The following is a 23,273-nucleotide window of genomic DNA, read 5'->3' on the forward strand; positions in this document are numbered from 1 at the left end:
GATCATAGGTTGTGCTTTTATTGCTCGCTTATATATGTCAATCATCTCACTTAAGAAATTCGGTGCAATAAAAACACTTTTTCAAGGATTAGGTTTAATGGTATTGGCAAGTACTATTTTACTTGTAAGTTCAATTTTAGGATTTGCAGACGAAAAAACATTGATTATTTGCGTTATGCTTTATGCTATGGGTAGCAGCATCGTAGGACCAACTGTTGTTGGTGTTGCACTTTCCTTCTTTAGCCATAAAGCAGGTGCTGCTAATGCTGTTTATGGGTTCCTGCAGATGTTTGGGTTGTTTCTAGTAAGCTCAGTTGCCGCAATCATTCCTGCTGAAATTTTTGCTTATGCACTGATTATTTTTGTCATGTCATTTGCTGCTTTAATGTTTTTAAGCATTCTCACCTTTAAACAACACACCTCATCACTTCATAAAACAGTCTGTGCTTAATTCATAATTCTTAATACATAGACTTGACAATCAAAAGGACTTGACTGGATACTAGTGCGATATAAAAAATACATATACCATTACGTAATGCTGCCTATTCTTGACAAGTTTTCCACTGAACACGCCCACTGCAAAACGTTTACAAATGAGCTACTAACTTCAGGCTTTAAAGGTGATATACAGCATGATTATGCCACCCGCATCAGTAGCTCAATTGATAATAGTATTTATCAAGTCGTGCCCGAACTTGTCCTTTTTCCTAAAGAGCATGCTGATATTATCAAGATTTTCACCTTGGCAAATAGCAACGCCTTTCAAGAACTTAAGTTTAGCGCGCGTGGTGCTGGCACTGGCACCAATGGCCAATCGCTAACTTCTGGCATTATTATTGATACCAGTCGCTATATGAATAATATTTTAGAGATTAATCTAAAAGAAAATTATGTTTCAGTTGAGCCTGGTGTTGTCCTAGATCAACTCAATGAAGTGCTGGCGCCACACAAAGTGTTTTTTGCACCTAATTTATCACCAAGTAATCGCGCCACCATTGGTGGCATGGCAAGTACCGATGCCTGCGGTAAAGGCTCACGCATCTATGGACGCACCAGTGAACACTTATTAGAATTAGAATGCGTATTAAGTGATGGTGAGGGCGTATTATTTGAAACAATAGATGCCAATAATCTTGATACACTTATTGATGAGCATTCAAGACGCAACTCTCTATTGACTCAAATCTATCAATCAGTTGCAACTGAAGTGATTAACCAATATGACAAGATCACTGCCCAATTTCCAAAGCTTGATCGCTTCATGACAGGCTACAATCTTGCTAAGTGCTATGATCCACACGCACATAGTGTCAATCTTAATTATCTGATTTCAGGCGCTGAGGGCACGTTGGCATTTATTACTAAGCTTAAGTTAAAACTCACTGCTATCCCAAGCCACAAGGTTTTATTTGCCATTAGCTATAGTGATTTTGACTTGGCATTACGCGATGCTAAAAACCTATTGAACCTAAACCCTGCAGCAATTGAAACCATTGATGATAACATTTTGAAACTTGCCAAAGAAGATGAGATTTACCCGCAAATTCTTCCTATGCTAGAAGTGCATACCAATCACGCCATTGCTGCCATTAATCTGATTGAATTTATTGCCCATAGCGATGAGGGACTAAGTGCTAAAACTCAACAAGCAAAAGAACATCTGAACACGCAAGAACGTAGCTTTTATCTTGCGACTGGTAAAGATGAAATGGCTATATTATGGGAGCTTCGCAAAAAGGGAGTGGGCTTATTAGGTGTGATGAAAGGTGCCAAAAAGCCGATTCCATTTATGGAGGATACGGCTGTTCCACCGGAAAACCTTGCTGATTATATTGTTGAACTAAGAGCGCTTTTGGATAGTTATAATTTGCGTTATGGAATGTTTGGTCACGTTGATGTTGGCTGCTTGCATATGCGCCCTGCTTTGGATATGAATGACCCGAAAGATCAAGCGTTGGTTGTTAGATTAACCAAAGAAGTCAACGATCTTGTTAAAAAATACGGTGGCGTTTACTGGTCAGAGCATGGCAAGGGCTTTAGAAGTGAGTACGTCAAAGACTATTTTGGTGATGAGTTACACACTTCTTTGCAAAAAATCAAAAAAGCATTTGACCCGTACAATAGACTAAATCCAGGTAAAATCGTTGTGCCTTTTGCCAGCAATGACGAACTGGTCAAAGTCAACGGCCCCTTTCGCGGCAATGAAGACGCTAAGGTTGATAGTAACACCCAAAAGCTTTTCTCAGGCGCATTTGATTGCAATGGTAATGCCGCTTGCTTAAATTACCATCCTGATCAAGTGATGTGCCCATCGGCAAAAGTGTCACATAACTGGGTATATTCGCCCAAAGGACGTACCGCGCTTTTACGTGAATGGTTAAAGCAACTTGCTGAAAAAGGCTATCAACCCAATCCATTTTCTACTGATTCATCCACTAAAAAACAAAACGTCAATAAGAATGACTTCTCCTACGAAGTCTATCAATCACTTGATAAATGCTTAGGCTGCAAAGCATGTGCCACAGCTTGCCCAATCAAGGTTGATGTGCCGGCAATGAAACCGATGTTTTTAGCTGAATATCACAAGCGCTACAAGCGCCCTTTAAAGGATTATGCCATTAAATATGTCGAACAAACGGCTAAATGGCAAAGCTTAAACCCAACGTTTATAAACTCAGTACAGTCCGTACCCTTTATAAAGACATGGATAAACAATAAACTTAAGCTTGTTGACGCACCACTGCTGTCTAAAGAAACATTAAAAGCAGGGCTTAAAAAACGTAATGCCTCAAGCTTCAACATTGAAAAGTTAAAAGCACAACAAGCAATCAACCCACAACAAACAGTTTGTATCGTTCAAGATGCCTTTACTAGCTTTTACAATGCTGAGGTTATCTTGGCAGTATATGATTTATTAACTAAGCTTGGATTTTCTGTCTTTGTGCTGCCGTTTTATGAAAATGGTAAAGCTGCACACGTTAAAGGGTTCTTGACTTACTTCCACAAAAAGGCTGCACGCGCTACTGCCTTTTATAATCAAATTGCTCGTTTAAATGTCCCACTGATTGGCATTGATCCGAGCATGACCCTGGTTTATCGTGATGAATATCGTATGGTGTTAAAAGACCAAGTACAATTTAAAGTTGAGCTATTACAAGAATGGCTTGTCAAACAACTGCCAACTATTAATATTACAACCAAAGAGCACACGACAACACTATCTTTACTAGCCCATTGCTCAGAACGCGCGCTTGCTGCAGTATCAATGCTTCACTGGCAGAAAATTTTTAAAGCGTTTGGTGCCAAGCTTATAATTGAAAAAGTTGGCTGTTGTGGTATGGCTGGTACTTTTGGACATGAAAAAGATAATCTTACATTATCCAAAGAGATTTATGCTTCAAGCTGGCAAAAGAAAATAGAATTGGGGAATCAAAACAAGCAATACCTTGCAACAGGCTTCTCTTGTCGCTGTCAGGTTAAACGTTTTAGCAATAAACAATTACAGCACCCTGCCGTTCACCTTCTAGAGTTAATCAATTAATCTAAAAAATTAAAATCAGAGGATTCGAGCATATGTTACTGGATTTTAATGTCGATTTTTGCTAACTTCACAGCCCTGCAATATTATTAGATTGTAAATTTCTGCACCCGTAGCTCAGCTGGATAGAGCGTTGGCCTCCGGAGCCAAAGGTCGGACGTTCAAATCGTCTCGGGTGCGCCAGCTTTAAGTCTGATCTACCCCGTCAATTTGGGACACTTTTGGTTTTCGGATTCCATACTATCTTCAAACTGTTTTGGTGTCATGTAATTTATCGTTGAATGTTTCCTTTTGGTGGACTTACTGTCCCAAATTGAGGGGGTACATCACTTTCTCTGAAGAACCAGCACAAACATCTGATGCATTGAAAATGTTCAGCAATAGCTGGGCAACTGTTGAGGATGATTTGTTTGATCACCAAATTATAAGTGGCTAAATTTGAATCCAAGCTTAAATCCACAGGCTCTGGCATAGTTTTCTAAAGTGCTGACTTTTGGGTGAGTTCCAAGCTTCTCTAGCCGACATACATTACTTCTTGTGGTGCCCATCTTCAAAGCTATTTGCTCTTGAGTAAGACCTGATTTTTTACGAAGATGTATTAACTCATTAATCAACTCAAACTCCGCACCAAGCTTATTGTATTCGTGCTTGACATTATCATTTTTAAAAGCTTGCTCTTTTAGCTGTTTAAGATTCATTTTTAACCTCCTTCATTCGGCTTATAGCCAGCTCAAGTTCTTTCTTTGGTGTTTTTTGGGTTTTCTTTACAAAAACATGTAGAACTATTATCTTACCATCAACATAACAGAATATGCTTCTAGCAATACCTTCTAATGCTTTAGCTCTCAGCTCAAACAAGCCATTGCTTAACGCCTTAGTATGAGGCTCGCCTAACTGCGCCCTATGTTCTTCCACTAAATCAAACAATCTTAACATTTTTGCTTGCAGCTTATCCGGAAGTTCTAAAACATTTCTTTCAACTCCAGAATAAAATTCCACAACCCAAGACATCACGATCATCCTCTTACAATGTTATCTTTAATGATAACATGAAAACGCAGAATATCAAGAATATTGCAGTAACGACTGGGCAACTGTAGAGGATGATTTGTTTAATACCCTGCAACGCTATTCTTATGATGGATAGAAACATACGCATTTAACACCTCACTCTAGTGCTAAATGATATCAATAGTTGTTTTTATTTAACACTTAACTATAATATAGAAAACATACCATTTTTATACCATATTTAAGATTATATGAAATTCGAATATGACTATGAAAAAAGCATCGCAAATAAAGTTAAGCACGGAATTGACTTTGAGGATGCTCAGGCATTATGGAGTGACCCGTTTATGCTTGAAGCTCCAGCAAAACTAATAGACGAGCCACGCTATTTGGCAATTGGCATAATTAACAAAAGACACTGGGCTGCTGTATTTACATACAGAGGTGATCTAATTAGAATTATATCAGTCAGACGCTCAAGAAAAAATGAGGTGACATATTATGAAAACATCTGAATTTGAAGCAGCATTTAATGATGGTAGTGACTTAGATGCAAACATAGACTGGTCTAAAGCTTCTCGACCAAATCTAAAGGTTAAACGTGTAAACGTTGATTTCCCTGAGTGGGTTTTGGCTGCTTTAGATAGCCAAGCTAGATTACTGGGGATTACTCGGCAAGCTGTAATTAAAACATGGATTGCAGAAAGAATTCAATCAAGCCATTTATAATAGTAAATCAACAGCCTTTTGCTTATGCTCTGGGGCTAGATGAGCATATCGCAATGTCATTTTAAAATCACTATGTCCTAGTAACATAAACTTTCACCCTTCATCACCAACTGGCTAGCAAAGTTATGTCTCAAGTCATGGAATCGAAAATTTTTAATACCTGCTTTTCTCATAAGTGTCGCCCAAGATTTATTAATATTATCAAACTTTGAGCCTGTTATTGGCGATTTAAACACAATGCCAGATTGTTTTCCTGAACTAGACATATCCAAGAAAATCTGTCTAATATTTTTGTGCATTGGAATACTCCTTGAATGCCCTGATTTTGTATTACCTTTATCTAGCGTGATCTAATTGGTTTTTAAATCTATATCAGACCATGTTAATGTGAAAATCTCGCCACGCCGCATTCCAGTATAATAGGCAACTTTCACCAGATTACTAATCAGCTCGTCTGCATCATCTAAAGCTTTTAATAAAGATGCAGACTCACGGTTAGACAAATAACGTATTTTGCCAGGCGACTCCTTGAATTTTTTAAACCCAGCCAACTTGTTCTCTTGCAGATAACCAAACTCTACTGCTCGACTAACTGCGCCTTTCAGGACAACAGTAGCTGTTTTGTTTAGTGTTGAGTCTGACACATTCGCATCATTTTTGTATTGAAACAAAAAGTTATTAAGCGCTTTCAAATCAAGTTCCTCCAAAGGCATTCCATGTAGTGGTTGGCAAGTATTTAACAACCTATGATGGATTTGAATATAACTTCTATGATTTTTCCTGCTCCAATCTATATAAAAGCGCTCCAAATATGATTTAAGTGTAAGCTTACCACTGTCACCTGCTTGTTTTTTCTCGTTTTGTATATCATGCTCTTGGGATACTAACAACAAAAGCCTCTGAGCTTCTTTTTTAGCTACAGGCAGTGGTATAGTTGGGAATTTCCCTATGGTATAGCGTTTTTGTTTTTTATCAGTATTTCTATACAAAACGGTAAATGTTTTAGCTCCAGATGGAAAAACTCTCAATACAAGCACATTGACACGGAACTGAAAAAACCCCGAAAATGCCCCATAACCCTCTCCGGAGCCAAAGGTTGGACGTTCAAATCGTCTCGGGTGCGCCACTCTTAAAGCCTTATAGATACCTTGCTCTAGCTAAGCCCAGCTATCTCATTGGCATAAGCTTTGATACCGAAGAACGCAACGTTGCTGAATTAGAGGTTGAGCTGTTCCAATCGTGAATTACTTGCAGACTTAATCTACCCTTGTGAGAGCACTGTATTAAGTTGCTGCTTCAATGTATTAACATCAACCACACCTGCAATGCGTTTAATTTCACTATTTTGTTGATTGCGTAAAATCAGTGTTGGTAAACCTAATACGTTCGCCGTTTTAAGCAGCTCTGTGCTATTGATGTTATAGTCTGAAACATCCACCTTAATGACCTTGATATTATTTTTCTTAAAGTACTCTTGCATAGCAGGCGATAGCAAAATCACTTTAAGCTTTAAGCAACTCTCACACCAATGTGCAAAGTAGTCAACTAGAACGTATTGATGCGTTTTTAATGCTAAAGTGACTTGTTGCTTTAGCTCTTGGCTATTAAAGACTGTAGTAAAGTCATTTTGTGTAGAGGCTATACTTGGCTTGTTTGTGGTGTGTAAGGTGTGATTGGCAACTATAGTTAACAACGCCAAAAACAGGATAATGGCCGCAATAAAATGTTTGGTTTTTTGTTGAATAAATTCGGATATGACAGATGCGTAAACAAGATAGAGCAAATAAGCGCTAATCAATAGAGCATATAGGCTAAAAATAATAGCTTCTAATAGGGTGATGCGACTTAGAAGGAAAATTGCCATTGCTAACATCGCAAAGCCAAAAATGACTTTGATTTCCTGCATCCATGCGCCTGATTTCGGTACAAAGCGCTTAAGCCCAAGCGCGATAAGCATCAGAGGCACACCCATACCAAAACCTAGAGCAAAAAGTGCCACACCTCCGTAGAGAATATCGCCTGTTTGCACAATGGTCGTTAGTACACCAATTAACGGTGCTGATGTACAAGGTGATAATACCAAGCTTGCAATTGCACCCATGAGAAAGCTTGCGAATATGCCACCGGTTTTAATATTGTGTTGCGACTGCCCAAGGCGCGCACTGATGGCTTGAGGTAGCTGAATTTGAAAAACACCAAACATGGATAGCGCTAATACAGCAAATAATGTAGCAAATAAAATAATGACCCAGCTTTGCTGAAAGAAAATCTGGAAAGATAGTCCAATGCTGCTAATAATAATCCCCAAAATAGCATACATCACGGACATTCCAAGCACATAGGAAAGCGCTAATAGAAAACTGTAAAACTTACTGTGATTTTTACCGACAACAATGGCGCTGATAATTGGCAACATCGGTAAAACACAAGGTGTGAATGCAAGTAATAAGCCAATACCGAGAAGTGCTAAAATACCCAACCAGTTAAAGTCATTTTGTTCATAGGGTAATACGTTTTGATCAATTGTGATTTCTTTGACTTGTGGTAAATGGCATAAATTAGTGTCACAACTTTGGTATTTAACCTCGAGCTTACTGTTAGGTGTTATTTCACCTGACAGCGGGATACGCAGTAATACTTGATTGGTATACACGGGCTCATTTTTAAACACGGGATGTGTAGTTGCTGGAGGAAAGTAAATTTCTCCAAGCTCTGCTTGATCAGCATGTTGTAGCTGTATGCTAATTTTATTTTTATAAAGATATTGCCCCTTGGGAATGCGCCAGCATAAGGTGATTTCACCTTTGTTTTGAGTTTCTATCACGCTTAGCTTGTTAAAAGATTGTTCAGGTGAGTTAAAGAGATCAATATTGCTGAAATTACTACCCGCTAAGAAATTATTAGCATTAGCAAAGCCAAATAGGCTAAACACTAACAAGAATAACAAACAGTTTAGCTGTCGTCGTAACACAAAAAAACTCATTGCAAGATATATACTAATAAATGGCATGGTAGCACGATGCTGCTGGAAATGAAGTGCCTAAGTGGTGCTTTAGAGATTATTTTTATTCTCAAATTCAGCGATAAACTTTTCGGCAGCGGCAATACGCTCTTTGCAAACAAGATAGCTTTTGGATGCTTTTTCCAACATAGGGGCGAGTTCATCGATCATGTTGGGGTTATTTTGTCCTTGCTGGAGCTGATAGTTAATCTCTTCTAAAATGGCATAGTTCTCAGCATAAGTTTTGGTTTTATTTGTCATTTGTAATCTCTGCAGCTATTTGACCATCATGGTAATGAATGGTGAGTTTATCACAGCTTTTGGCACTTTGGGCAGAGGTAATATATTTCCCGTCATCACTCGTTAGGCTAAAGCCACGCTTAAGTGTTGGTTCAATTGAAGCGCTTAAGATTAGTTTATATTGCGCTTGAATGCTGTTATTGGCGTATTCTAAGACAACTTTGGCTTGTGTCAATGCGCTTGAATGCCAGTGGGTAACTTGAAATGTGTGCTGTTGTAACATCGCCTTTGCTAACGTATGTACGTGTGTTGCAATATATTCAATATTAGTTTGCGCGATATGTGTATAACGATGTGTTAACTGCATTAGTTCATGGTAGTGGCGCTCATGCAGTTGTTTCTGGTAACTTAAGGCTTCTTTTGAGAAGCTTATAATTAATTGGAAATAGTGCGCATAAATCGTTTTATGATGATTCAATGTTGTTTTTATCAGGTGTTGTGCTGAAGTTTGTTTAGACTCAACGTCTTTATGATGGTGTTGCACTAAATGACGTGCTTGGCTAATAGTAAAGTCAAAATGCTTTTGTGCATTTTGCGCTTTGGTAATGATATTTTCTTTAATAAATTGAATCACCTTAGATGGGGTATCAAAACTTTTATTGGCAAGTTGATCAAGTATCGTTTGATCACGCTTATGCCCAATACCAGTAAAAACAGTAATCGGCATATGGCAAATTGCATTAGCGGGCTCAAAGTAATTAAAGCCATCAAGATCAGACTCAGCACCTCCACCACGTATAATGACAATGCAGTCATAGTTTTTCTGATGTGCTTTTATGGATTTGTAAATCGTGCGCAATTGTGTGGTAATTTCAGTTGCACAAGTTTTGCCTTGCATACTGGCATGATAAACATCAAATTGGCATAAGTGATGTTTCTGTAAGAGCTTTGCTTCAGTAAAAAAATCTTGAAGTCCTGCCGCGTGTTTACTTGATATGACGGCAACATGTGTGAAATCATTAGGTGTCTTAAGCTTAAGATTTCTATGGTGTAATCCTTCTTGCTCCAATCGAGTTAAAATAGCTTGCTTACGCGCTTGACGATCACCTAAGGTAAAGCTTGGATCAATATCAAGAATATTAAGGCTTAAGCCAAAGGTTTGATGAAAGTTCGGCTCGATTAAAAGCAATACTTTTAGTCCTGACTTTAACGACTCCCCTGTGCTGCGTTGGAATTTAGCATTAATCTTAATCGCCATGCTTGCCCACATATTGATGCGTACTTTGGCAATCATTTGTTGGGTGTTATCGTCAAACTCAACAAGCTCACCATAAAAATGTCCTGCATTTTTTTGCCATTGCGAGATCTCACCACGCACCCAATAACCATGATTGCCATTAAAGCGCTCATCGATGCTTTGTTTAATTTGTGTTAAAAAGTCACTTAGGCTAAGAGGCTCTTTTATCGTCGTCAGTGCAGTTAAGCTCATATACAATCTGAATTTATTGCAAGTCTAAAATATCGCTAATTTTTAGTTTTAGCGTTTTGGCGATCACCGATAAAGGCACGCCGGCACTTAGCATTTCTTCAGCCTCAAGCTTAAGCTCGGTATGGCGCAAATTATTTTCAAATGAAGATGAATGTTTCATAAACCCTCCTGGTTTGGTTTTTATTTACATAAGATCATGCACTTTTTCTATTTCAACACCCCGCCTCGCAAACTCGGCACCTCTCTTGCAAAGAGGGGAATATAAAATCACCATTGCCTAATTCCCCTCTTTGCAAGAGGGGTGGCAGCCGCAGGCTGACGGGGTGTTTACAAAATGCACAACTTCAGTTATTTAAATTAATTTAACAAATTGACATTATACGCTTTGATAAAGACGCTGCTTGAGCGCTTGGCGGCGTTGCTCATAATGTTTTTGTTCATATTTACTTAGCTGCAAAGTATAACTGATTTGATCGTTAAATTTCAGCATGGTTTTCTCCTTCTCTTTTTCTATAGCAAAAATGACCTATCCAAGCGCATTCCCAAGTAAACACCTTGAATGCTCACGCGATGCGCAGGATAGATCATCGGGGGGAGGTCTTCATTGTGGGGGATAAGTGTTACAGTTTTATTATCCTGCATTTTAAATTCTTTTAATGTTGCTTCCTTTTCATCGATTAATGCCACGACAATCTGACCGTTGCGGGCAATATGTTGTTTTTGAATCAACACTAGATCACCATCTAAAATGCCACTTTCTTGCATTGAGTTGCCCGATATTTTTAATAAATAGCGATCAGGCATATTCAGAAGTTCTGATAAATCAATGGTTTCGATCACCTCATAAGCTTCTAGCGGTAAACCTGCGGCAATCGTGCCAACCAATGGTAAATGAAGAAGATTATGCTGCCCATTATCTGTTTGATCAATGATTTCAATATGCTTGCGCTTACCTTTAGGGATGTGGATATAACCCTTTTCTTTGAGCGCTTTAATATAGTAAGAAACTGTGGCTTTTGATTTGAGATTCAAAGCTTCTGCAATGTCACTAAAGGTAGGTGAGTAGCCATTTTCAGCCTGAAAACTCTGGATAATGTTTAAAACTTGCTGCTCTTTGTTATTTAACATGAACCTATCTCCTTGCCGTTGATCTATACCGCCCGCAAACCATTTTACAGTCTTTCTGCCATTGAATTTCTTGTTCTTTGACATTAAACAACGCAAAATGATTCACGAGTGGTATATCGCTTATTATGTTCTAAAAAAGTTTAAAATCAAGCGTAATATGCAAATAAGTTCAAATTAAGTTTAATATTGAGAGTTAATAAGTACTTCTTCGCCAAATTTACCATTGTGTGGCATCGGTTTATGCGTTGAGTTTAAAGGGCGCAGGACACGGATTGCTTTGGCACCTGCCGCACGTGCATCGCTAATATCCCCATCAGAGTCGCCATAATAAAGCGTGATTTTATGTTCTTTAATATAAGGCGTTTTCGCGCCATGCTTAGGACCACTAAAAATAACTGGATTCATTTTATCTTTAGGAATATCAAAATCATGCTGCAGAATACTCGTTAATTTTTCTGTCTTTGTTTTAGGTCTTCCAGTGATAAAGTAAATATGATCTCCTCGTTTAAGATGCATTTGGATAAGTGCATATCCTGATTGTTTGGGAATGGAGAAATAATCCCAGTCATTATTCATTTTCTGCCAAAATTTGGGATTCTTAAGAAACTCATTGCTCTTTGGTGAGAACTCCTGCTTACCACGAAAGAAACCAGGACTTGAGAATAGCAGAGTATCATCAACATCAAAGCCGACATTAATGGGCTTGGTGTTGGCTAAACTCTGTTTAATTTGCTCAACAGAGACCCAATGCACTGGCATGCGCTGACTGAGCTCACTCATTGTAACGCCCGGATTTAATGTGCTATGTGTGTTGGCAACTGTTATTTGCGCGAATAACGCAAAGACAATGCAAGATGTAATTAATGTGGCTTTTTTAAGCATGTTTAAATTCCCTCACTTCAGTATATGAAAATATCATTGCCGCAAAATACACAAAAAAAATGAAATTGTCATGCAGGTTGTGTTAATGAAGTTAACGTGATCTTGAGAATGCGGAACACTAGAGTTTGAATTTATTAGGTGATTATAGAGTATCTTGGGGCTTTATCGCGAGAGTGTTTATACAATAGCTAGATAATAATTCAATTTAACGTATGCATATTGCTTCAAAAGACCTAAAAATTGTTGTTTGCGATACCAAATAAAATTAGTATTAGCAACATTAGAAAATTCATTTGGATAATTGATATGTATAAGCTATATCACAACCCTCGCTGTAGTAAATCGCGTGCGGCATTAGCGTTTTTAACGCAAAATAATTATGACGTTCAAGTGATTGAGTATCTCAATACACCGTTATCTCAAGCAGATATATTGCGAATTTTAGAGAAGTTAACTGTTGCCAAACACATGCTTATTCGTAGTGGTGATGATGATTTCAAAGCTTTAAATATCAATGATGTTGAGAAACGCTCAGATAGTGAGATTGCAGAAATTTTAGTAAAAACACCTAAATTAATGCAGCGCCCAATTTTGGAGACGAGGGACAAAGCTGCCATTGCACGTCCCTTGGAGGATATGATCGCTATTTTAGAATAGTTATCAAAGTGGCATTTTTGACGTTTTTTGCTTTTTATTTTAGGGCGAATTGTCTACTATGAGCCCTTTATTGTCGATAGTGGTCGCATAACATGAAATTTACTTTATTAAAGAAAAGTGCCAAAGCGCGTCGCGGCACTTTAACGTTTGAGCGTGGGCAGGTACAAACGCCTGCGTTTATGCCAGTAGGCACCTATGGTGCAGTCAAATCTTTGTCACCTGAAGATGTTAAAGCCACGGGTGCTGAAATCTTACTTGGCAATACTTTTCACTTATGGCTGCGTCCAGGCACTGAGATCGTCAAAATGCATGGCGATTTGCATGATTTTATGCAGTGGCAAGGACCGATATTAACGGATTCGGGTGGCTTTCAGGTGTTTAGCCTAGGCGCACTTAGAAAGCTTACCGAAGAAGGGGTTACCTTTCGCTCGCCACTTGATGGCTCAAAAGTGTTTTTAGATCCTGAAATATCAATGCAGATTCAGCGTGATCTAGGATCTGATATCGTGATGTGTTTTGATGAGTGTACACCGTATCCAGCAACAGAGCTTGAAACAAAGGCATCGATGGAGTTGTCGATGCGCTGGGCATTAAGAAGCAAAATCGCACATGGCGATAATCCATCGGCTTTATTTGGGATTATCCAAGGTGGGATGTATGAGCATTTACGTGATCAATCCTTAAAAGCATTAACGGACATTGGCTTTGATGGTTACGCAATTGGTGGTTTGTCTGTTGGTGAGCCCAAGCCTGATATGATTCGTATTTTAGATCATACAGCACATCAAATGCCTGAAGATAAACCACGCTATTTAATGGGTGTTGGTAAGCCGCAAGATCTGGTTGAGGGTGTGCGCCGAGGGGTTGATATGTTTGATTGCGTGATGCCATCAAGAAATGCCCGCAATGGTCATTTGTTTGTAAAAAGCGGTGTTATCCGTATTCGCAATAGTCAATATAAAACAGATACCTCACCTTTGGATGAAAGTTGCGATTGTTATACTTGTAAGAATTTCTCAAGAAGCTATTTACATCATTTGGATAAAACCAAGGAAAGCTTGGGTGCACGTTTAAATACAATTCACAATATCACTTACTATCAGCGTTTAATGAAGAATATCCGTAACGCGCTAGATGAAGATCGTTTTGAGGATTTTGTGCAGGAATTTTATAACGATATTGGTCAGCCGACGCCAGAGCTTAAAGCATAAAATGACACAATTGTGAATTGTGTATTTCAACCTTGCTAAGGCGATGGTAACATAAGCTTATTATAACCATGCCAATGCAAGATTCATGAGTATCTATTTATACAATTCATTATCTGGAAAAAAGGAGCTGTTTCAGCCGATTAGCCCACAAAAATTAAAAATGTACGTCTGTGGCATGACGGTTTATGATGATTGTCATATTGGACATGCGCGCACCCAGATCGCCTTTGATGTTATTGTACGTTATTTTCGCTTTTGTAATTACGATGTAACTTATGTGCGCAATATCACCGATATTGATGATAAGATTATTAAACGTGCCAATGAGAATGGTGAATCAACCGATGCACTCGTTGAGCGCACAATCAAAAGCATGTATGACGATTTAGATCGTTTAAATATCCTAAGACCTGATTTTGACCCACGAGCCACGCAAACGATTCCTGAAATGTGCCAGATGATTGAAAATCTTATTGCTAAAGGCTTTGCTTATGCACCGGGCAATGGCGATGTTTATTATCGCGTTGAAGCATTTAATAACTATGGCAAATTAAGTAAGCAAAGTTTGGAACACTTGCGTGTTGGTGCACGGATTGAAAGTAATGAACAAAAAGAAAATCCCCTAGACTTTGTATTGTGGAAAGCTGCCAAAGCCGGTGAGCCAAGTTGGGATTCGCCATGGGGGCAAGGTCGCCCGGGTTGGCATATTGAGTGCTCAGCAATGTCTAAAAAACTCTTGGGGGATAATTTTGATATTCATGCGGGAGGTTCAGATTTACGTTTCCCGCATCATGAGAATGAGATCGCACAATCAGAAGCGGCTAATGGTTGCAGCTTTGCTAATTATTGGTTGCACTCTGGCATGGTACAGGTTGATGATGAGAAGATGTCTAAATCATTGAATAACTTCTTCACCATCAAAGAGGTATTATCTGAGTATCACCCTGAAGTAGTTCGCTTCTTTTTGATTTCAGGACAATATCGCAGTGAAATCAATTACTCTAAGGAGAATTTAGATCAGGCGAAAGCAGCAATTGAGCGTTTATACACGGCATTGCGTGGCATTGAGATTACTGAAAAGACAGCAGAAATAGCAGAAGCAAAGCAATATATTAATGACTTTAAACAAGCGATGAATAATGACTTTAACACACCAGAAGCATTGCCAGTGTTATTTGCCATTGCCAAAGAGATCAATAAATATCGCACAAATGATCAACAAAAAGCAGTTGGCTTTGCTCAGTTGTTATTGGAGCTTGCTAGTGTATTAGGTATCCTTAAGCACTCGCCAGAGAGCTATTTTAAGCATAGTGGTGCTGATGATTTAAGTGATGATGTGATTGAAACCATGATTGCTGAGCGTATTGATGCGAAAAAGAATAAAGACTATGCCAAAGCAGACCAGATTCGCCAAACGTTAGCAGAGCAAGGTGTATTGCTTGAGGACTCAGCAACGGGCACAATCTGGAAAAGAGCGTAAAGCACGTAAAGTAAAAACGAGGGTAAAAGATGAGTGATATATTTGGTGGTGATGTTAATGTTGATGCATTGGCGCAGGATTTACATACAATCCGTGATTATCTGCGTTGGGCGACATCTCGTTTTCTAGAGGCAGAGCTTTTTTATGGACATGGTACAGATTCGGCATGGGATGAAGCAGTGCATTTAGTATTGCAAGCACTTTACTTACCATTAGATATTGATAACCGTATTTTGGATGCGCGCTTGACGCATGTAGAACGTCAAAAAGTCATTAAATGGGTGTATAGACGCGTGGTTGATCGTGTGCCATTGCCGTATCTTACAAAAACGGCATGGTTTGCAGGAATGAAGTTCTATGTTGATCAACGCGTTATCGTGCCACGTTCACCGCTTGGTGAGCTGATTCGCAATGAGTTTGAGCCATGGGTTAATCATCATAATGTCGAACGAGTGTTGGATCTATGTACTGGAAGTGGCTGTATCGGTATTGCGACAGCACATGTATTTCCTGATGCGGAAGTGGTATTAAGTGATATCTCAGAAGATGCACTAGAAGTGGCTAAGCGCAATATCAAGCAGCATGATATGGAACAACGTGTTACTGCCGTACAATCGGATTTGTTTGCAGACCTAACTGACCAGAAGTTTGATTTGATTATCTCTAATCCGCCGTATGTTGACATGAATGATTTAGCATCCATGCCACAAGAGTATTTGAAAGAACCGGCATTGGCATTAGGCTCAGGTGACGATGGTTTAGACATCACCCGTAAGATCTTAGTTGAAGCACTTGATTATCTGAATGAAGATGGTGTGTTAATTGTGGAGGTCGGTAATAGCCAATATGCGTTACAAGAAGCCTTTCAAAGCGTGCCCTTCACTTGGCTTAACTTTGAAGATGGCGGTGATGGTGTATTCTTATTAACCTATGATGAACTTGTGACTTATCGATCAGTGTTTGCAGAGGGCTATCAAGATGCCAGGTAATACGTTTGGAACCTTATTTAAAGTCACGACTTTCGGTGAAAGTCATGGTTTGGCACTAGGTGCGATTGTCGATGGCTGCCCGCCAGGATTGCCATTAAGTGAAAACGATCTACAAGTAGATTTAGATCGACGTAAACCAGGGCAGTCAAAGTTTACCACACAGCGACGCGAACCCGATCAGGTCAAGATCTTATCTGGTGTGTTTGAAGGAAAAACAACAGGCACTCCAATTGGTTTAATCATTGAAAACACCGATCAGAAATCCAAAGACTATGGAGAAATCAAAGATCAATTTCGCCCAGGACATGCTGATTTTACCTATTTTCATAAATATGGCATTCGTGATTATCGCGGCGGTGGACGCTCATCAGCAAGAGAAACAGCGATGCGTGTGGCAGCAGGTGCGATTGCCAAAAAGGTATTAAAAGAGCGCTTTAATAGCGAAATATTTGGCTATGTGTCACAGATTGGTGATATTGAACTTAAGCTTAAAGACCAAAGCTTTATTGAACAAAACCCTTTTTTCTGTGCTGATTCTGATAAAATTCCACAGCTTGAGGAATTGATGCAGTCCATTCGCAAACAAGGAGATTCTATTGGTGCCAAGGTTAATGTTGTCGCACGTAATATCCCTGTTGGATTGGGTGAACCGGTATTTGATCGTTTAGACGCCGATATTGCCAAAGCATTGATGAGTATTAATGCTGTTAAAGCGGTAGCTATTGGTGATGGTTTTGATGTCGTGAGCCAAAAAGGTAGCGAGCATCGCGATGAGTACATTAAAGATAAAGGCTTTCTAAGCAATCATGCCGGTGGCATTTTAGGTGGGATTTCCTCAGGACAAGATATCTTAGCAAGCATTGCCTTTAAACCCACTTCAAGCATTTTAGTACCTGGTCGCTCAATTGATATTCATGGCGATCAATGTGAAGTCATTACCAAGGGGCGTCATGACCCTTGTGTCGGCATTCGCGGTGTGCCCATCGCTGAGGCGATGTTAGCACTTGTCCTTGTTGATCACTATTTGCAGCACAAAGCGCAGAATTTATAACTATACCGCCCATATTGTAAACCACAGTTAGAGACACAGAAAAGCTCTCAAATAATGTTAAACCGTGTGCCAAATTGACGGGGCAGATCAAGGTGCTATAGAACCCTTGTTTTATTTTATTTTACAAGCACTTTCACTTCGACTACTTGAGGTGAGTTGATATAGAAAAATCGCGTCACAACATTAGCCACATATCGCACATAAGCATAATAATGCGGATAAGCTGCCTCAATCACAAGTACATTGCTCACATGATCATAATTAACTGCTTTAATCACCGATTTAAAAAACTGATATCTTTCTGCATTTTCCTCACCATACAGGAATTTTAATGCCAATAAAAACCCATCATTATTGCGAATATCCAGATCGGAAAAAGATCTAAAAACCTGCACCACACGATCAATATGACGAAAGCTATTTAGTCTTAGCTCAGACTTTAAAGCAATCAACTCAAAGTGCGCGCTTTGAGTGGTAAAGCTATTGGTGCTTACCTTGATCAAACTGCCGTGTTCGGCTTTTTGGGTCCATTCTACTTTGGCAAAAATCCTTTTCTCAATATCCAGCGCCTCATTGATATCTTTAGGAGAGTAGCTAAGTTTACCAACATGCTTATGAAAGACATATTCACTGACCGTATGATTGTAGTAATCTTTATACGGCTGGTTATTAACCCATACTTGATGAACATAACAAGCGCGAGCCTCTGGATCCTCAGGATGTAGTAAAGGGATTTTATCGTAACGCTCATCAATTTTTTGTGATGTTGAATAGGCTTCAAAGAGATTAAATAGCGGGATAACATTAGTAATAAACAATCGATCCTTCTGGCTAATGAGCTCAAAAAAGTCTGCTCTATCATATATCCCCACGGGAAACATCAACATCATTTCTTTGACTTTGGCAGTCGTCTCAGTCACCGGAATCTGCGACAGCTCAATGCTTAATTTTAAAGAAAACTCAGGTGACAATAAATCTAGACGCGTTTTATCATTTAAACCCAAGGTATATGCATCACTATTGTAAACCGTCGCTAACACTTCCTTTTGCGTACCATCATCATAGATGACACGCACTTTAATTTTATTCTCTTTAAGCAACATTTCTTTTAATTGACATAATTTAAACTCGGCTTGTTTCCACAACAAAGGATTGATCCACAAATCAAAGACATTGTGATTAAGCTCTGTTGGGGCATCAGTCTGCAATGAAACTTGCGTTGAGGTCGTTGTTAAATCGACATGATCAACCTTAAAACACGTCAAGTTAACTTCGCTTAAATTACTATAATGAAACTGTTTTTTTGCCTGAATATCATAAACATCAAAACGCTCTTTTGGCTCAAGGCTTAAGCAAGCTTTTTTAATCTTTGACTTAACCGCAATGAGCATATGCTTAGGCAGCTGCATTAACAGATTTTGATTATAACGCGATAAACGATAATCTCGCTCACTTCTAAGTTGTGCCACCAAGTTGCTTTGAATATCCTTACCCAATGCCTCAAACAAATGGGTCAATACCTGATAATGATCATCGGATAAATCATAGTTTTTGCTGACAAAAGCCGTTTTTTCATCGAAAAAATTCATACCCTTCACCCTGTCATTGTTGTCATTTGTGATGGATTAATAAAGCTAATAACTCCGCCAACTGCCGTCGTACACATCGCTTTATTATTCATCGTATTAATGGGAGAGCCTTGTACCATCGTCATAATATTCGTTGGGATAAACTGTCCTGCTGGAATACACGGCGAAATAGGTTTTAATGGGTTCCATGCCGGATTCGTCACTGCTGTACAACTTGGCATTGGCAAAATATTTACCATAGGTGCCGCATCGGTGATATTAGCTGCAGGCTTGTTATTAATCAGCACGGTTGCACGTAACGTGCTATACATCCCAGGACCCAAACCAAAAGTGCATAACATTTGCGAGCTTGTACAAGTAACCATTGTTGCTTGTGGCGAGCCACTACTGGCACTTAATGCACTTGCTGCTTGACCACTTAATACGGCTGTATTACTCATCGAGTTATTTAAGTTTGCTAAAGCGACCTCAAGTTCAGCTTGCTCAGCAAGCTGTTTTGCTGTTTGTGCGCTTTGAATGTTACGCTGCTGAACTGCGATCACATTTTGCATCTGTATCGTTTTTGCCTGCATTTCATCTAACGCTTTGGCCGCATTTTTTGACTTTTGCGCATGTGAGCCAATCTCGCCTGCGGCTAGGGCTAAGGCATTATTAATCTCATTAATTTCATCTTCAATATGCGCTAAATTCTCACAACTTTGTAGCTGATTCAACAGCTTAGGTGTTTCAGGAATTAAATCGTTGACACTCGGGATACCAGATGTTGACATACTCGGTATCGCGCCACTTAACAAGGCTTGCATGTTAGGTAGCGATGGGCTCCCCATGGCATTGATAAAATTTTGTTGATCCAATGCCATAAATTGACGCTGATAATTAAGTACTGGCTCTAAGATGTCATTAAGATTAGCCACACTCGCCATAGAAAAACCGCTAGGTAATGGTACCTCCTTATTGAGCAACATTGACAAGCAATTTTGCAAGTCTTGTAAAGGAGATAATAGATCAACCGACAGCGGAGGTAGGTTTGGCACTCCCATCAAGGGCGGCATCGAGAAACTCATCGCATTTGCTAAATTTTGACATAATGCATCAAGTTCCATTTGAATTTGCTTAAGCAAGCTTAACACATCAGGCAATGACATTGTATTAAGATCTATGCCTTGCAAAAAGCTTGCCAGATCAGGCAATGATGCCAAGCTTGGCGTATTAACACTAGGTAAACTGATCTTGGCAATAAGCGATTTTAACTGGCTAAAAGCATCCAACACTTCATCACACAAACAGCTTGCCATTTGCATATTCGCCGTAGGCACTTTGGGTAGATTTTGTGATAGATTTTGAAGCTTCATAATTTCTGCATTGATACTTGCCTGCAATGCCAATGATTCATTACCTTGTTCAGCCAACATTGCATTTAAACTTGCTGTATACGGTCCAACAATAGCGCTACTATCAAAGCTTCCACCTTGGGGTAATTTAGGCAAATGATCTAATGCGCTTTGTAGCTCAGTCATTTTTGGCAGCATTTCTTGTGCATTGAAGCTCATATCAGGTACACATGGACAAAGTGAATCATGTAATGCATTAGCATTTATAGCAAGTTGTGATTGAAATGCCAAAGCCGTTGGTATTTGTTGCTTAAACTGATCTAACGCCGCTGTTGTGCTTTGTAAATGTGCTTGATAACTGGCTAAGAGCTCATCGCTACTAGGATCTCCTTGCCATGCCAACGCACTTGTTTTTAATCCCGAGAATTCTGTCATAACCGCAGCATGCGCATTGGTTAATTCTGATAATGGTGATGCGCTTACCTGTGATTGAGCAATGAGTAAACTTGGCGTCACTTTAGCAACACTCGTCAAATAATCACTTTGCAAGCGTGTCACTTGTTGCGATGGCATACTTGCAAATGCTTGCTCGAAACGCGCCTGCTTAGCGCTTTGTAGATCACTGCCAATAAGATGCGATGTACTATCATCATTTAACACCATCACTACACCCTCACGAGCAACAACCTCCATCTTGCGATTTTCTGCTGATTGACTTTGCTTGACCGCTGTTGATTGCGCATCGCCTAACATCCGTGCCTTTTTACTGACATTTTCAGCTACAAGTGGTAAACCAGCAGGTACCACAAACACCGACCAACTTTGCACTTGCCCATTTAGTTTATTCAATGCTTGTTGCTTTTGTGTATCTTGCGTACTACTTGCCAGATCTTGCACATGTGCTGATGCCGTATTTGGATCTCCTAGCTGCACGTTTTGTGCTTTGGCAGCTTCTTCATGGTAACTAACGATTGATTTAACCGTTTCAGCGTCATTCTCAGGCAGTTTTATTTGTCCTATTTGCTGCAAAAAATCTGTGTTTTTCATCATTATTTGATCACTCATGGGTAAAACAGCTGTATTTGCAGTCTTAGCATCGAATGAGGCATTGGGGTACCCCATAAAATCAGCTAAGGTTTGCTTTTTTGCAATCTCACTTACTGCATCTTTGCCTGTATTGCCTTTATTCCCATTACTCAAATCACTTAACTCTTTTGATAGATTCTCTTGATACTGGGCATACGCCTGTGTCTGGCTATTGATATCTTCAACACTACTTTCTGAATTTAAGCCAAGAATATTTTTATGGATCTGTAGCAAACTTGTCTTTTGATTGCTATCGTTTGCTACATTAGTAGCGCCTATTGCGGGTGCTTGTGCTTGGCTTTTCTTTAGCTGATCACCCAAGGCATTGATATATTCACTACTCGGTGTCATGGTTTGCGGATCAACATTAACTCGCTGTGATTGCCTCGTTAATAGAGCTTCCTTTTCACTTTGCTGAAAATTACTTACTTGCGGGCTTAAATTCTCGGATATTTTAGCAACTTTTGACATATCACCAGCGGATCTTGCATCGGTTAATGAATCATTTGCCGCTTTTAAACTTTGTATATTTGGAGCATCTGGTGCTTGAGTTGATCTGGAGGTCAAATCCGCAATTAATTTCTGTGTTTGATCGAGATTAACATTCTCAAGACCACTGGCTTTATAGTCAGGACTCGCATACTGCTTCAATGCACTTAAATTGCGCTGCAAAACACTGCTTTTTTGTGTTAAGCCTTGTGTCTCACTTTCATTATAGATCGATAAATTTTCGATAAACTTTTGGAAATATGCCAATTCATTTGCCATAGCCAATCCTTAACCCACCGAGGTGGTTAAACCCTTTACCGTTGTACTTGTCGTGCCTTTAATATCCACTGTCATCCCTTGTACAGAGGCCGCTTGAGTAGCCTTAACAGCAACACTACCACCTTGCAAGCTTGCACTACTTGTTGATTTTAAACTCAGTGAACTGGAACCCGTAATACTGACTTTATCCGCATTAAGCGTAATCTCACCGTCTTTGACCTCAATCACACTGCTACCCACTGCAAGCTTAATATCTTTGTCTTTCAGTGAAATGCTCGTGCTACTTTTTTGAATCAACACTTCATCCGTAGTCACTTTAACCGTGATATCCCCAACGACAAATGCAATTGTTTTTTCTGCTTTTAAGCTATATTCATTGCCAATTTGCAATACTGCGTCACCCGCACTTTTATATTGAATATTGCAGATTTCTTTTTCTTCTTTACCTTTGACAGCAACCGAAATCCCGTCGCTGTTCATTGCGATTGCGTGCTTTGCCATTATGAGTCCTTTTTAACACTAAATTGATTAATGGTGAAGCTCATACTCTCACCTTGCGGTTTCTCAATATAATACTTCCACCCAGATACCGGTTGATGCTTTAAGATAAAATAAATAGCAACAGGCGTATCACTCACATCTAAAGAGATCTTTTGTGCCCCTTGATCTGGCATAAATACATAGCGGGTAACGCCCTGATCTAGCGCGCTTTGGCTAATGGTTGCGTAATCTGCGGTAACAAAACTCTTTTGGTCTGCCGGTTGACTAATCAACATTGTGATTGGCTGTTTATCATTGGCATCTTTTGACATGTCGACCTTCACCGTCATTGTTGTCGAATGATACCAAGGGATTAACGAGCAGCCGCTTAACATTAAAAACACTGCCACTATTGTTATATATTTCATCATTTTTGCCATTGTTTTACTCCTGCTCTAACTCTTTTTTATTTCCAACCAAACCTCACTCCCAAAAAACACCCCGTCAGCCTACGGCTGCCACCCCTCTTAAGAAGCATAGGTTTATAGGGATCTTTTCTATTCATTTAATTCTTCTCCTTGTAAAGTCTGAAAGCTCGACCAAGCTAGGG

21 protein-coding genes, 1 tRNA gene and 1 pseudogene are annotated in these 23,273 nt (G+C 39.4%); 10 read left to right on the forward strand and 13 right to left on the reverse strand.

Annotated elements, in window-relative coordinates; translation table 11 throughout:
* The 3 genes from ACY10D_RS06860 to ACY10D_RS06870 all read left to right on the forward strand — a co-directional run.
* Positions 1–451 (forward strand): hypothetical protein (locus ACY10D_RS06860; protein ID WP_487000017.1); only part of this gene is annotated, 451 nt, incomplete at its 5' end.
* Between the two features lie 87 nt (positions 452–538).
* Complete coding sequence (locus tag ACY10D_RS06865; RefSeq protein WP_487000018.1) at positions 539–3,544, forward strand: FAD-binding and (Fe-S)-binding domain-containing protein; 3,006 nt, start codon at positions 539–541, stop codon at positions 3,542–3,544.
* A 103-nt stretch (positions 3,545–3,647) separates the two neighbouring features.
* Positions 3,648–3,724: transfer RNA gene (locus tag ACY10D_RS06870), tRNA-Arg, on the forward strand.
* Positions 3,725–3,963: 239 nt separating this feature from the next.
* Here the strand turns inward: ACY10D_RS06870 and ACY10D_RS06875 are convergent.
* On the reverse strand, positions 3,964–4,239 hold the full coding sequence (locus ACY10D_RS06875) for a helix-turn-helix domain-containing protein (RefSeq protein ID WP_117003486.1): 276 nt from the start codon (positions 4,237–4,239) through the stop codon (positions 3,964–3,966).
* Positions 4,229–4,552, reverse strand: a complete 324-nt coding sequence (locus ACY10D_RS06880; RefSeq protein ID WP_487000019.1) for a type II toxin-antitoxin system RelE/ParE family toxin — start codon at positions 4,550–4,552, stop codon at positions 4,229–4,231. The genes ACY10D_RS06875 and ACY10D_RS06880 overlap by 11 nt, the downstream gene beginning before the upstream one ends.
* A gap of 251 nt (positions 4,553–4,803) precedes the next feature.
* Here ACY10D_RS06880 and ACY10D_RS06885 point away from each other — a divergent pair, with 251 nt between their 5' ends.
* Together ACY10D_RS06885 and brnA are read left to right on the forward strand one after the other, a co-directional pair.
* Positions 4,804–5,067 carry a BrnT family toxin gene (locus tag ACY10D_RS06885; protein ID WP_487000020.1) on the forward strand — a complete coding sequence of 88 codons (264 nt, stop codon included), beginning with the start codon at positions 4,804–4,806 and terminating at the stop codon, positions 5,065–5,067.
* Positions 5,054–5,281, forward strand: a complete 228-nt coding sequence (gene brnA, locus ACY10D_RS06890) for a type II toxin-antitoxin system BrnA family antitoxin (RefSeq protein ID WP_487000021.1) — start codon at positions 5,054–5,056, stop codon at positions 5,279–5,281. Before ACY10D_RS06885 ends, brnA begins: the two co-directional genes overlap by 14 nt.
* Before the next feature lie 77 nt (positions 5,282–5,358).
* Here brnA and ACY10D_RS06895 read toward each other — a convergent pair.
* The 7 genes and pseudogenes from ACY10D_RS06895 to aphA form a co-directional block, all read right to left on the reverse strand.
* Positions 5,359–6,408: pseudogene (locus ACY10D_RS06895) on the reverse strand (tyrosine-type recombinase/integrase).
* A 134-nt stretch (positions 6,409–6,542) separates the two neighbouring features.
* Complete coding sequence (gene dsbD, locus ACY10D_RS06900; protein ID WP_487000022.1) at positions 6,543–8,252, reverse strand: protein-disulfide reductase DsbD; 1,710 nt, start codon at positions 8,250–8,252, stop codon at positions 6,543–6,545.
* An 81-nt stretch (positions 8,253–8,333) separates the two neighbouring features.
* Complete coding sequence (xseB, locus tag ACY10D_RS06905; RefSeq protein ID WP_117003579.1) at positions 8,334–8,543, reverse strand: exodeoxyribonuclease VII small subunit; 210 nt, start codon at positions 8,541–8,543, stop codon at positions 8,334–8,336.
* Positions 8,533–10,011, reverse strand: coding sequence for an exodeoxyribonuclease VII large subunit (gene xseA / locus ACY10D_RS06910; protein ID WP_487000023.1), 1,479 nt, complete (start codon positions 10,009–10,011; stop codon positions 8,533–8,535). Before xseA ends, xseB begins: the two co-directional genes overlap by 11 nt.
* Before the next feature lie 13 nt (positions 10,012–10,024).
* On the reverse strand, positions 10,025–10,171 hold the full coding sequence (locus tag ACY10D_RS06915) for a hypothetical protein (protein ID WP_283157427.1): 147 nt from the start codon (positions 10,169–10,171) through the stop codon (positions 10,025–10,027).
* A gap of 350 nt (positions 10,172–10,521) precedes the next feature.
* Positions 10,522–11,139: a transcriptional repressor LexA gene (gene lexA, locus ACY10D_RS06920; RefSeq protein ID WP_487000024.1), complete on the reverse strand. Its 618-nt coding sequence runs from the start codon at positions 11,137–11,139 to the stop codon at positions 10,522–10,524.
* A 180-nt stretch (positions 11,140–11,319) separates the two neighbouring features.
* Positions 11,320–12,021 carry an acid phosphatase AphA gene (aphA, locus tag ACY10D_RS06925; RefSeq protein ID WP_487000025.1) on the reverse strand — a complete coding sequence of 234 codons (702 nt, stop codon included), beginning with the start codon at positions 12,019–12,021 and terminating at the stop codon, positions 11,320–11,322.
* Positions 12,022–12,327: 306 nt separating this feature from the next.
* Here aphA and ACY10D_RS06930 point away from each other — a divergent pair, with 306 nt between their 5' ends.
* From ACY10D_RS06930 to aroC, 5 genes are all read left to right on the forward strand, one after another.
* Positions 12,328–12,678, forward strand: a complete 351-nt coding sequence (locus ACY10D_RS06930; protein ID WP_487000026.1) for an ArsC/Spx/MgsR family protein — start codon at positions 12,328–12,330, stop codon at positions 12,676–12,678.
* A 92-nt stretch (positions 12,679–12,770) separates the two neighbouring features.
* Positions 12,771–13,889 carry a tRNA guanosine(34) transglycosylase Tgt gene (gene tgt, locus ACY10D_RS06935; protein ID WP_487000027.1) on the forward strand — a complete coding sequence of 373 codons (1,119 nt, stop codon included), beginning with the start codon at positions 12,771–12,773 and terminating at the stop codon, positions 13,887–13,889.
* Positions 13,890–13,980: 91 nt separating this feature from the next.
* On the forward strand, positions 13,981–15,369 hold the full coding sequence (gene cysS / locus ACY10D_RS06940; RefSeq protein WP_487000034.1) for a cysteine--tRNA ligase: 1,389 nt from the start codon (positions 13,981–13,983) through the stop codon (positions 15,367–15,369).
* Between the two features lie 29 nt (positions 15,370–15,398).
* The gene (gene prmB, locus ACY10D_RS06945; protein WP_487000028.1) at positions 15,399–16,358 is read left to right on the forward strand and encodes a 50S ribosomal protein L3 N(5)-glutamine methyltransferase; all 960 of its coding nucleotides are present in this window, start codon (positions 15,399–15,401) and stop codon (positions 16,356–16,358) included.
* Positions 16,348–17,409, forward strand: coding sequence for a chorismate synthase (aroC, locus tag ACY10D_RS06950; RefSeq protein ID WP_487000029.1), 1,062 nt, complete (start codon positions 16,348–16,350; stop codon positions 17,407–17,409). The genes prmB and aroC overlap by 11 nt, the downstream gene beginning before the upstream one ends.
* Before the next feature lie 116 nt (positions 17,410–17,525).
* Here aroC and iglH read toward each other — a convergent pair whose 3' ends face one another.
* From iglH to iglE, 4 genes are read right to left on the reverse strand one after another with little or no spacing between them, the layout of a single operon-like run.
* On the reverse strand, positions 17,526–18,998 hold the full coding sequence (gene iglH / locus ACY10D_RS06955) for a type VI secretion system baseplate subunit TssF/IglH (RefSeq protein ID WP_487000030.1): 1,473 nt from the start codon (positions 18,996–18,998) through the stop codon (positions 17,526–17,528).
* A 5-nt stretch (positions 18,999–19,003) separates the two neighbouring features.
* The gene (locus ACY10D_RS06960; RefSeq protein ID WP_487000031.1) at positions 19,004–22,183 is read right to left on the reverse strand and encodes a DUF4280 domain-containing protein; all 3,180 of its coding nucleotides are present in this window, start codon (positions 22,181–22,183) and stop codon (positions 19,004–19,006) included.
* 9 nt (positions 22,184–22,192) lie between these two features.
* A complete protein-coding gene (gene tssI / locus ACY10D_RS06965; RefSeq protein WP_487000032.1) occupies positions 22,193–22,684 on the reverse strand; it encodes a type VI secretion system tip protein TssI/VgrG in 492 nt (163 codons plus the stop codon).
* A complete protein-coding gene (gene iglE, locus ACY10D_RS06970; protein ID WP_487000033.1) occupies positions 22,684–23,103 on the reverse strand; it encodes a type VI secretion system lipoprotein IglE in 420 nt (139 codons plus the stop codon). Before iglE ends, tssI begins: the two co-directional genes overlap by 1 nt.
* Positions 23,104–23,273 lie beyond the last annotated feature (170 nt).

This window comes from Cysteiniphilum sp., from assembly GCF_057495195.1.

Excerpts from the sequence above, each read along its gene's own strand:
- ACY10D_RS06865 (WP_487000018.1), top strand. The coding sequence starts at position 539 with ATGCTGCCTATTCTTGACAAGTTTTCCACTGAACACGCCCACTGCAAA.
- ACY10D_RS06875 (WP_117003486.1), bottom strand. The coding sequence starts at position 4,239 with ATGAATCTTAAACAGCTAAAAGAGCAAGCTTTTAAAAATGATAATGTC.
- ACY10D_RS06880 (WP_487000019.1), bottom strand. The coding sequence starts at position 4,552 with ATGTCTTGGGTTGTGGAATTTTATTCTGGAGTTGAAAGAAATGTTTTA.
- ACY10D_RS06885 (WP_487000020.1), top strand. The coding sequence starts at position 4,804 with ATGAAATTCGAATATGACTATGAAAAAAGCATCGCAAATAAAGTTAAG.
- brnA (WP_487000021.1), top strand. The coding sequence starts at position 5,054 with ATGAAAACATCTGAATTTGAAGCAGCATTTAATGATGGTAGTGACTTA.
- xseB (WP_117003579.1), bottom strand. The coding sequence starts at position 8,543 with ATGACAAATAAAACCAAAACTTATGCTGAGAACTATGCCATTTTAGAA.
- xseA (WP_487000023.1), bottom strand. The coding sequence starts at position 10,011 with ATGAGCTTAACTGCACTGACGACGATAAAAGAGCCTCTTAGCCTAAGT.
- ACY10D_RS06915 (WP_283157427.1), bottom strand. The coding sequence starts at position 10,171 with ATGAAACATTCATCTTCATTTGAAAATAATTTGCGCCATACCGAGCTT.
- lexA (WP_487000024.1), bottom strand. The coding sequence starts at position 11,139 with ATGTTAAATAACAAAGAGCAGCAAGTTTTAAACATTATCCAGAGTTTT.
- aphA (WP_487000025.1), bottom strand. The coding sequence starts at position 12,021 with ATGCTTAAAAAAGCCACATTAATTACATCTTGCATTGTCTTTGCGTTA.
- ACY10D_RS06930 (WP_487000026.1), top strand. The coding sequence starts at position 12,328 with ATGTATAAGCTATATCACAACCCTCGCTGTAGTAAATCGCGTGCGGCA.
- tgt (WP_487000027.1), top strand. The coding sequence starts at position 12,771 with ATGAAATTTACTTTATTAAAGAAAAGTGCCAAAGCGCGTCGCGGCACT.
- prmB (WP_487000028.1), top strand. The coding sequence starts at position 15,399 with ATGAGTGATATATTTGGTGGTGATGTTAATGTTGATGCATTGGCGCAG.
- aroC (WP_487000029.1), top strand. The coding sequence starts at position 16,348 with ATGCCAGGTAATACGTTTGGAACCTTATTTAAAGTCACGACTTTCGGT.
- iglH (WP_487000030.1), bottom strand. The coding sequence starts at position 18,998 with ATGAATTTTTTCGATGAAAAAACGGCTTTTGTCAGCAAAAACTATGAT.
- ACY10D_RS06960 (WP_487000031.1), bottom strand. The coding sequence starts at position 22,183 with ATGGCAAATGAATTGGCATATTTCCAAAAGTTTATCGAAAATTTATCG.
- tssI (WP_487000032.1), bottom strand. The coding sequence starts at position 22,684 with ATGGCAAAGCACGCAATCGCAATGAACAGCGACGGGATTTCGGTTGCT.
- iglE (WP_487000033.1), bottom strand. The coding sequence starts at position 23,103 with ATGGCAAAAATGATGAAATATATAACAATAGTGGCAGTGTTTTTAATG.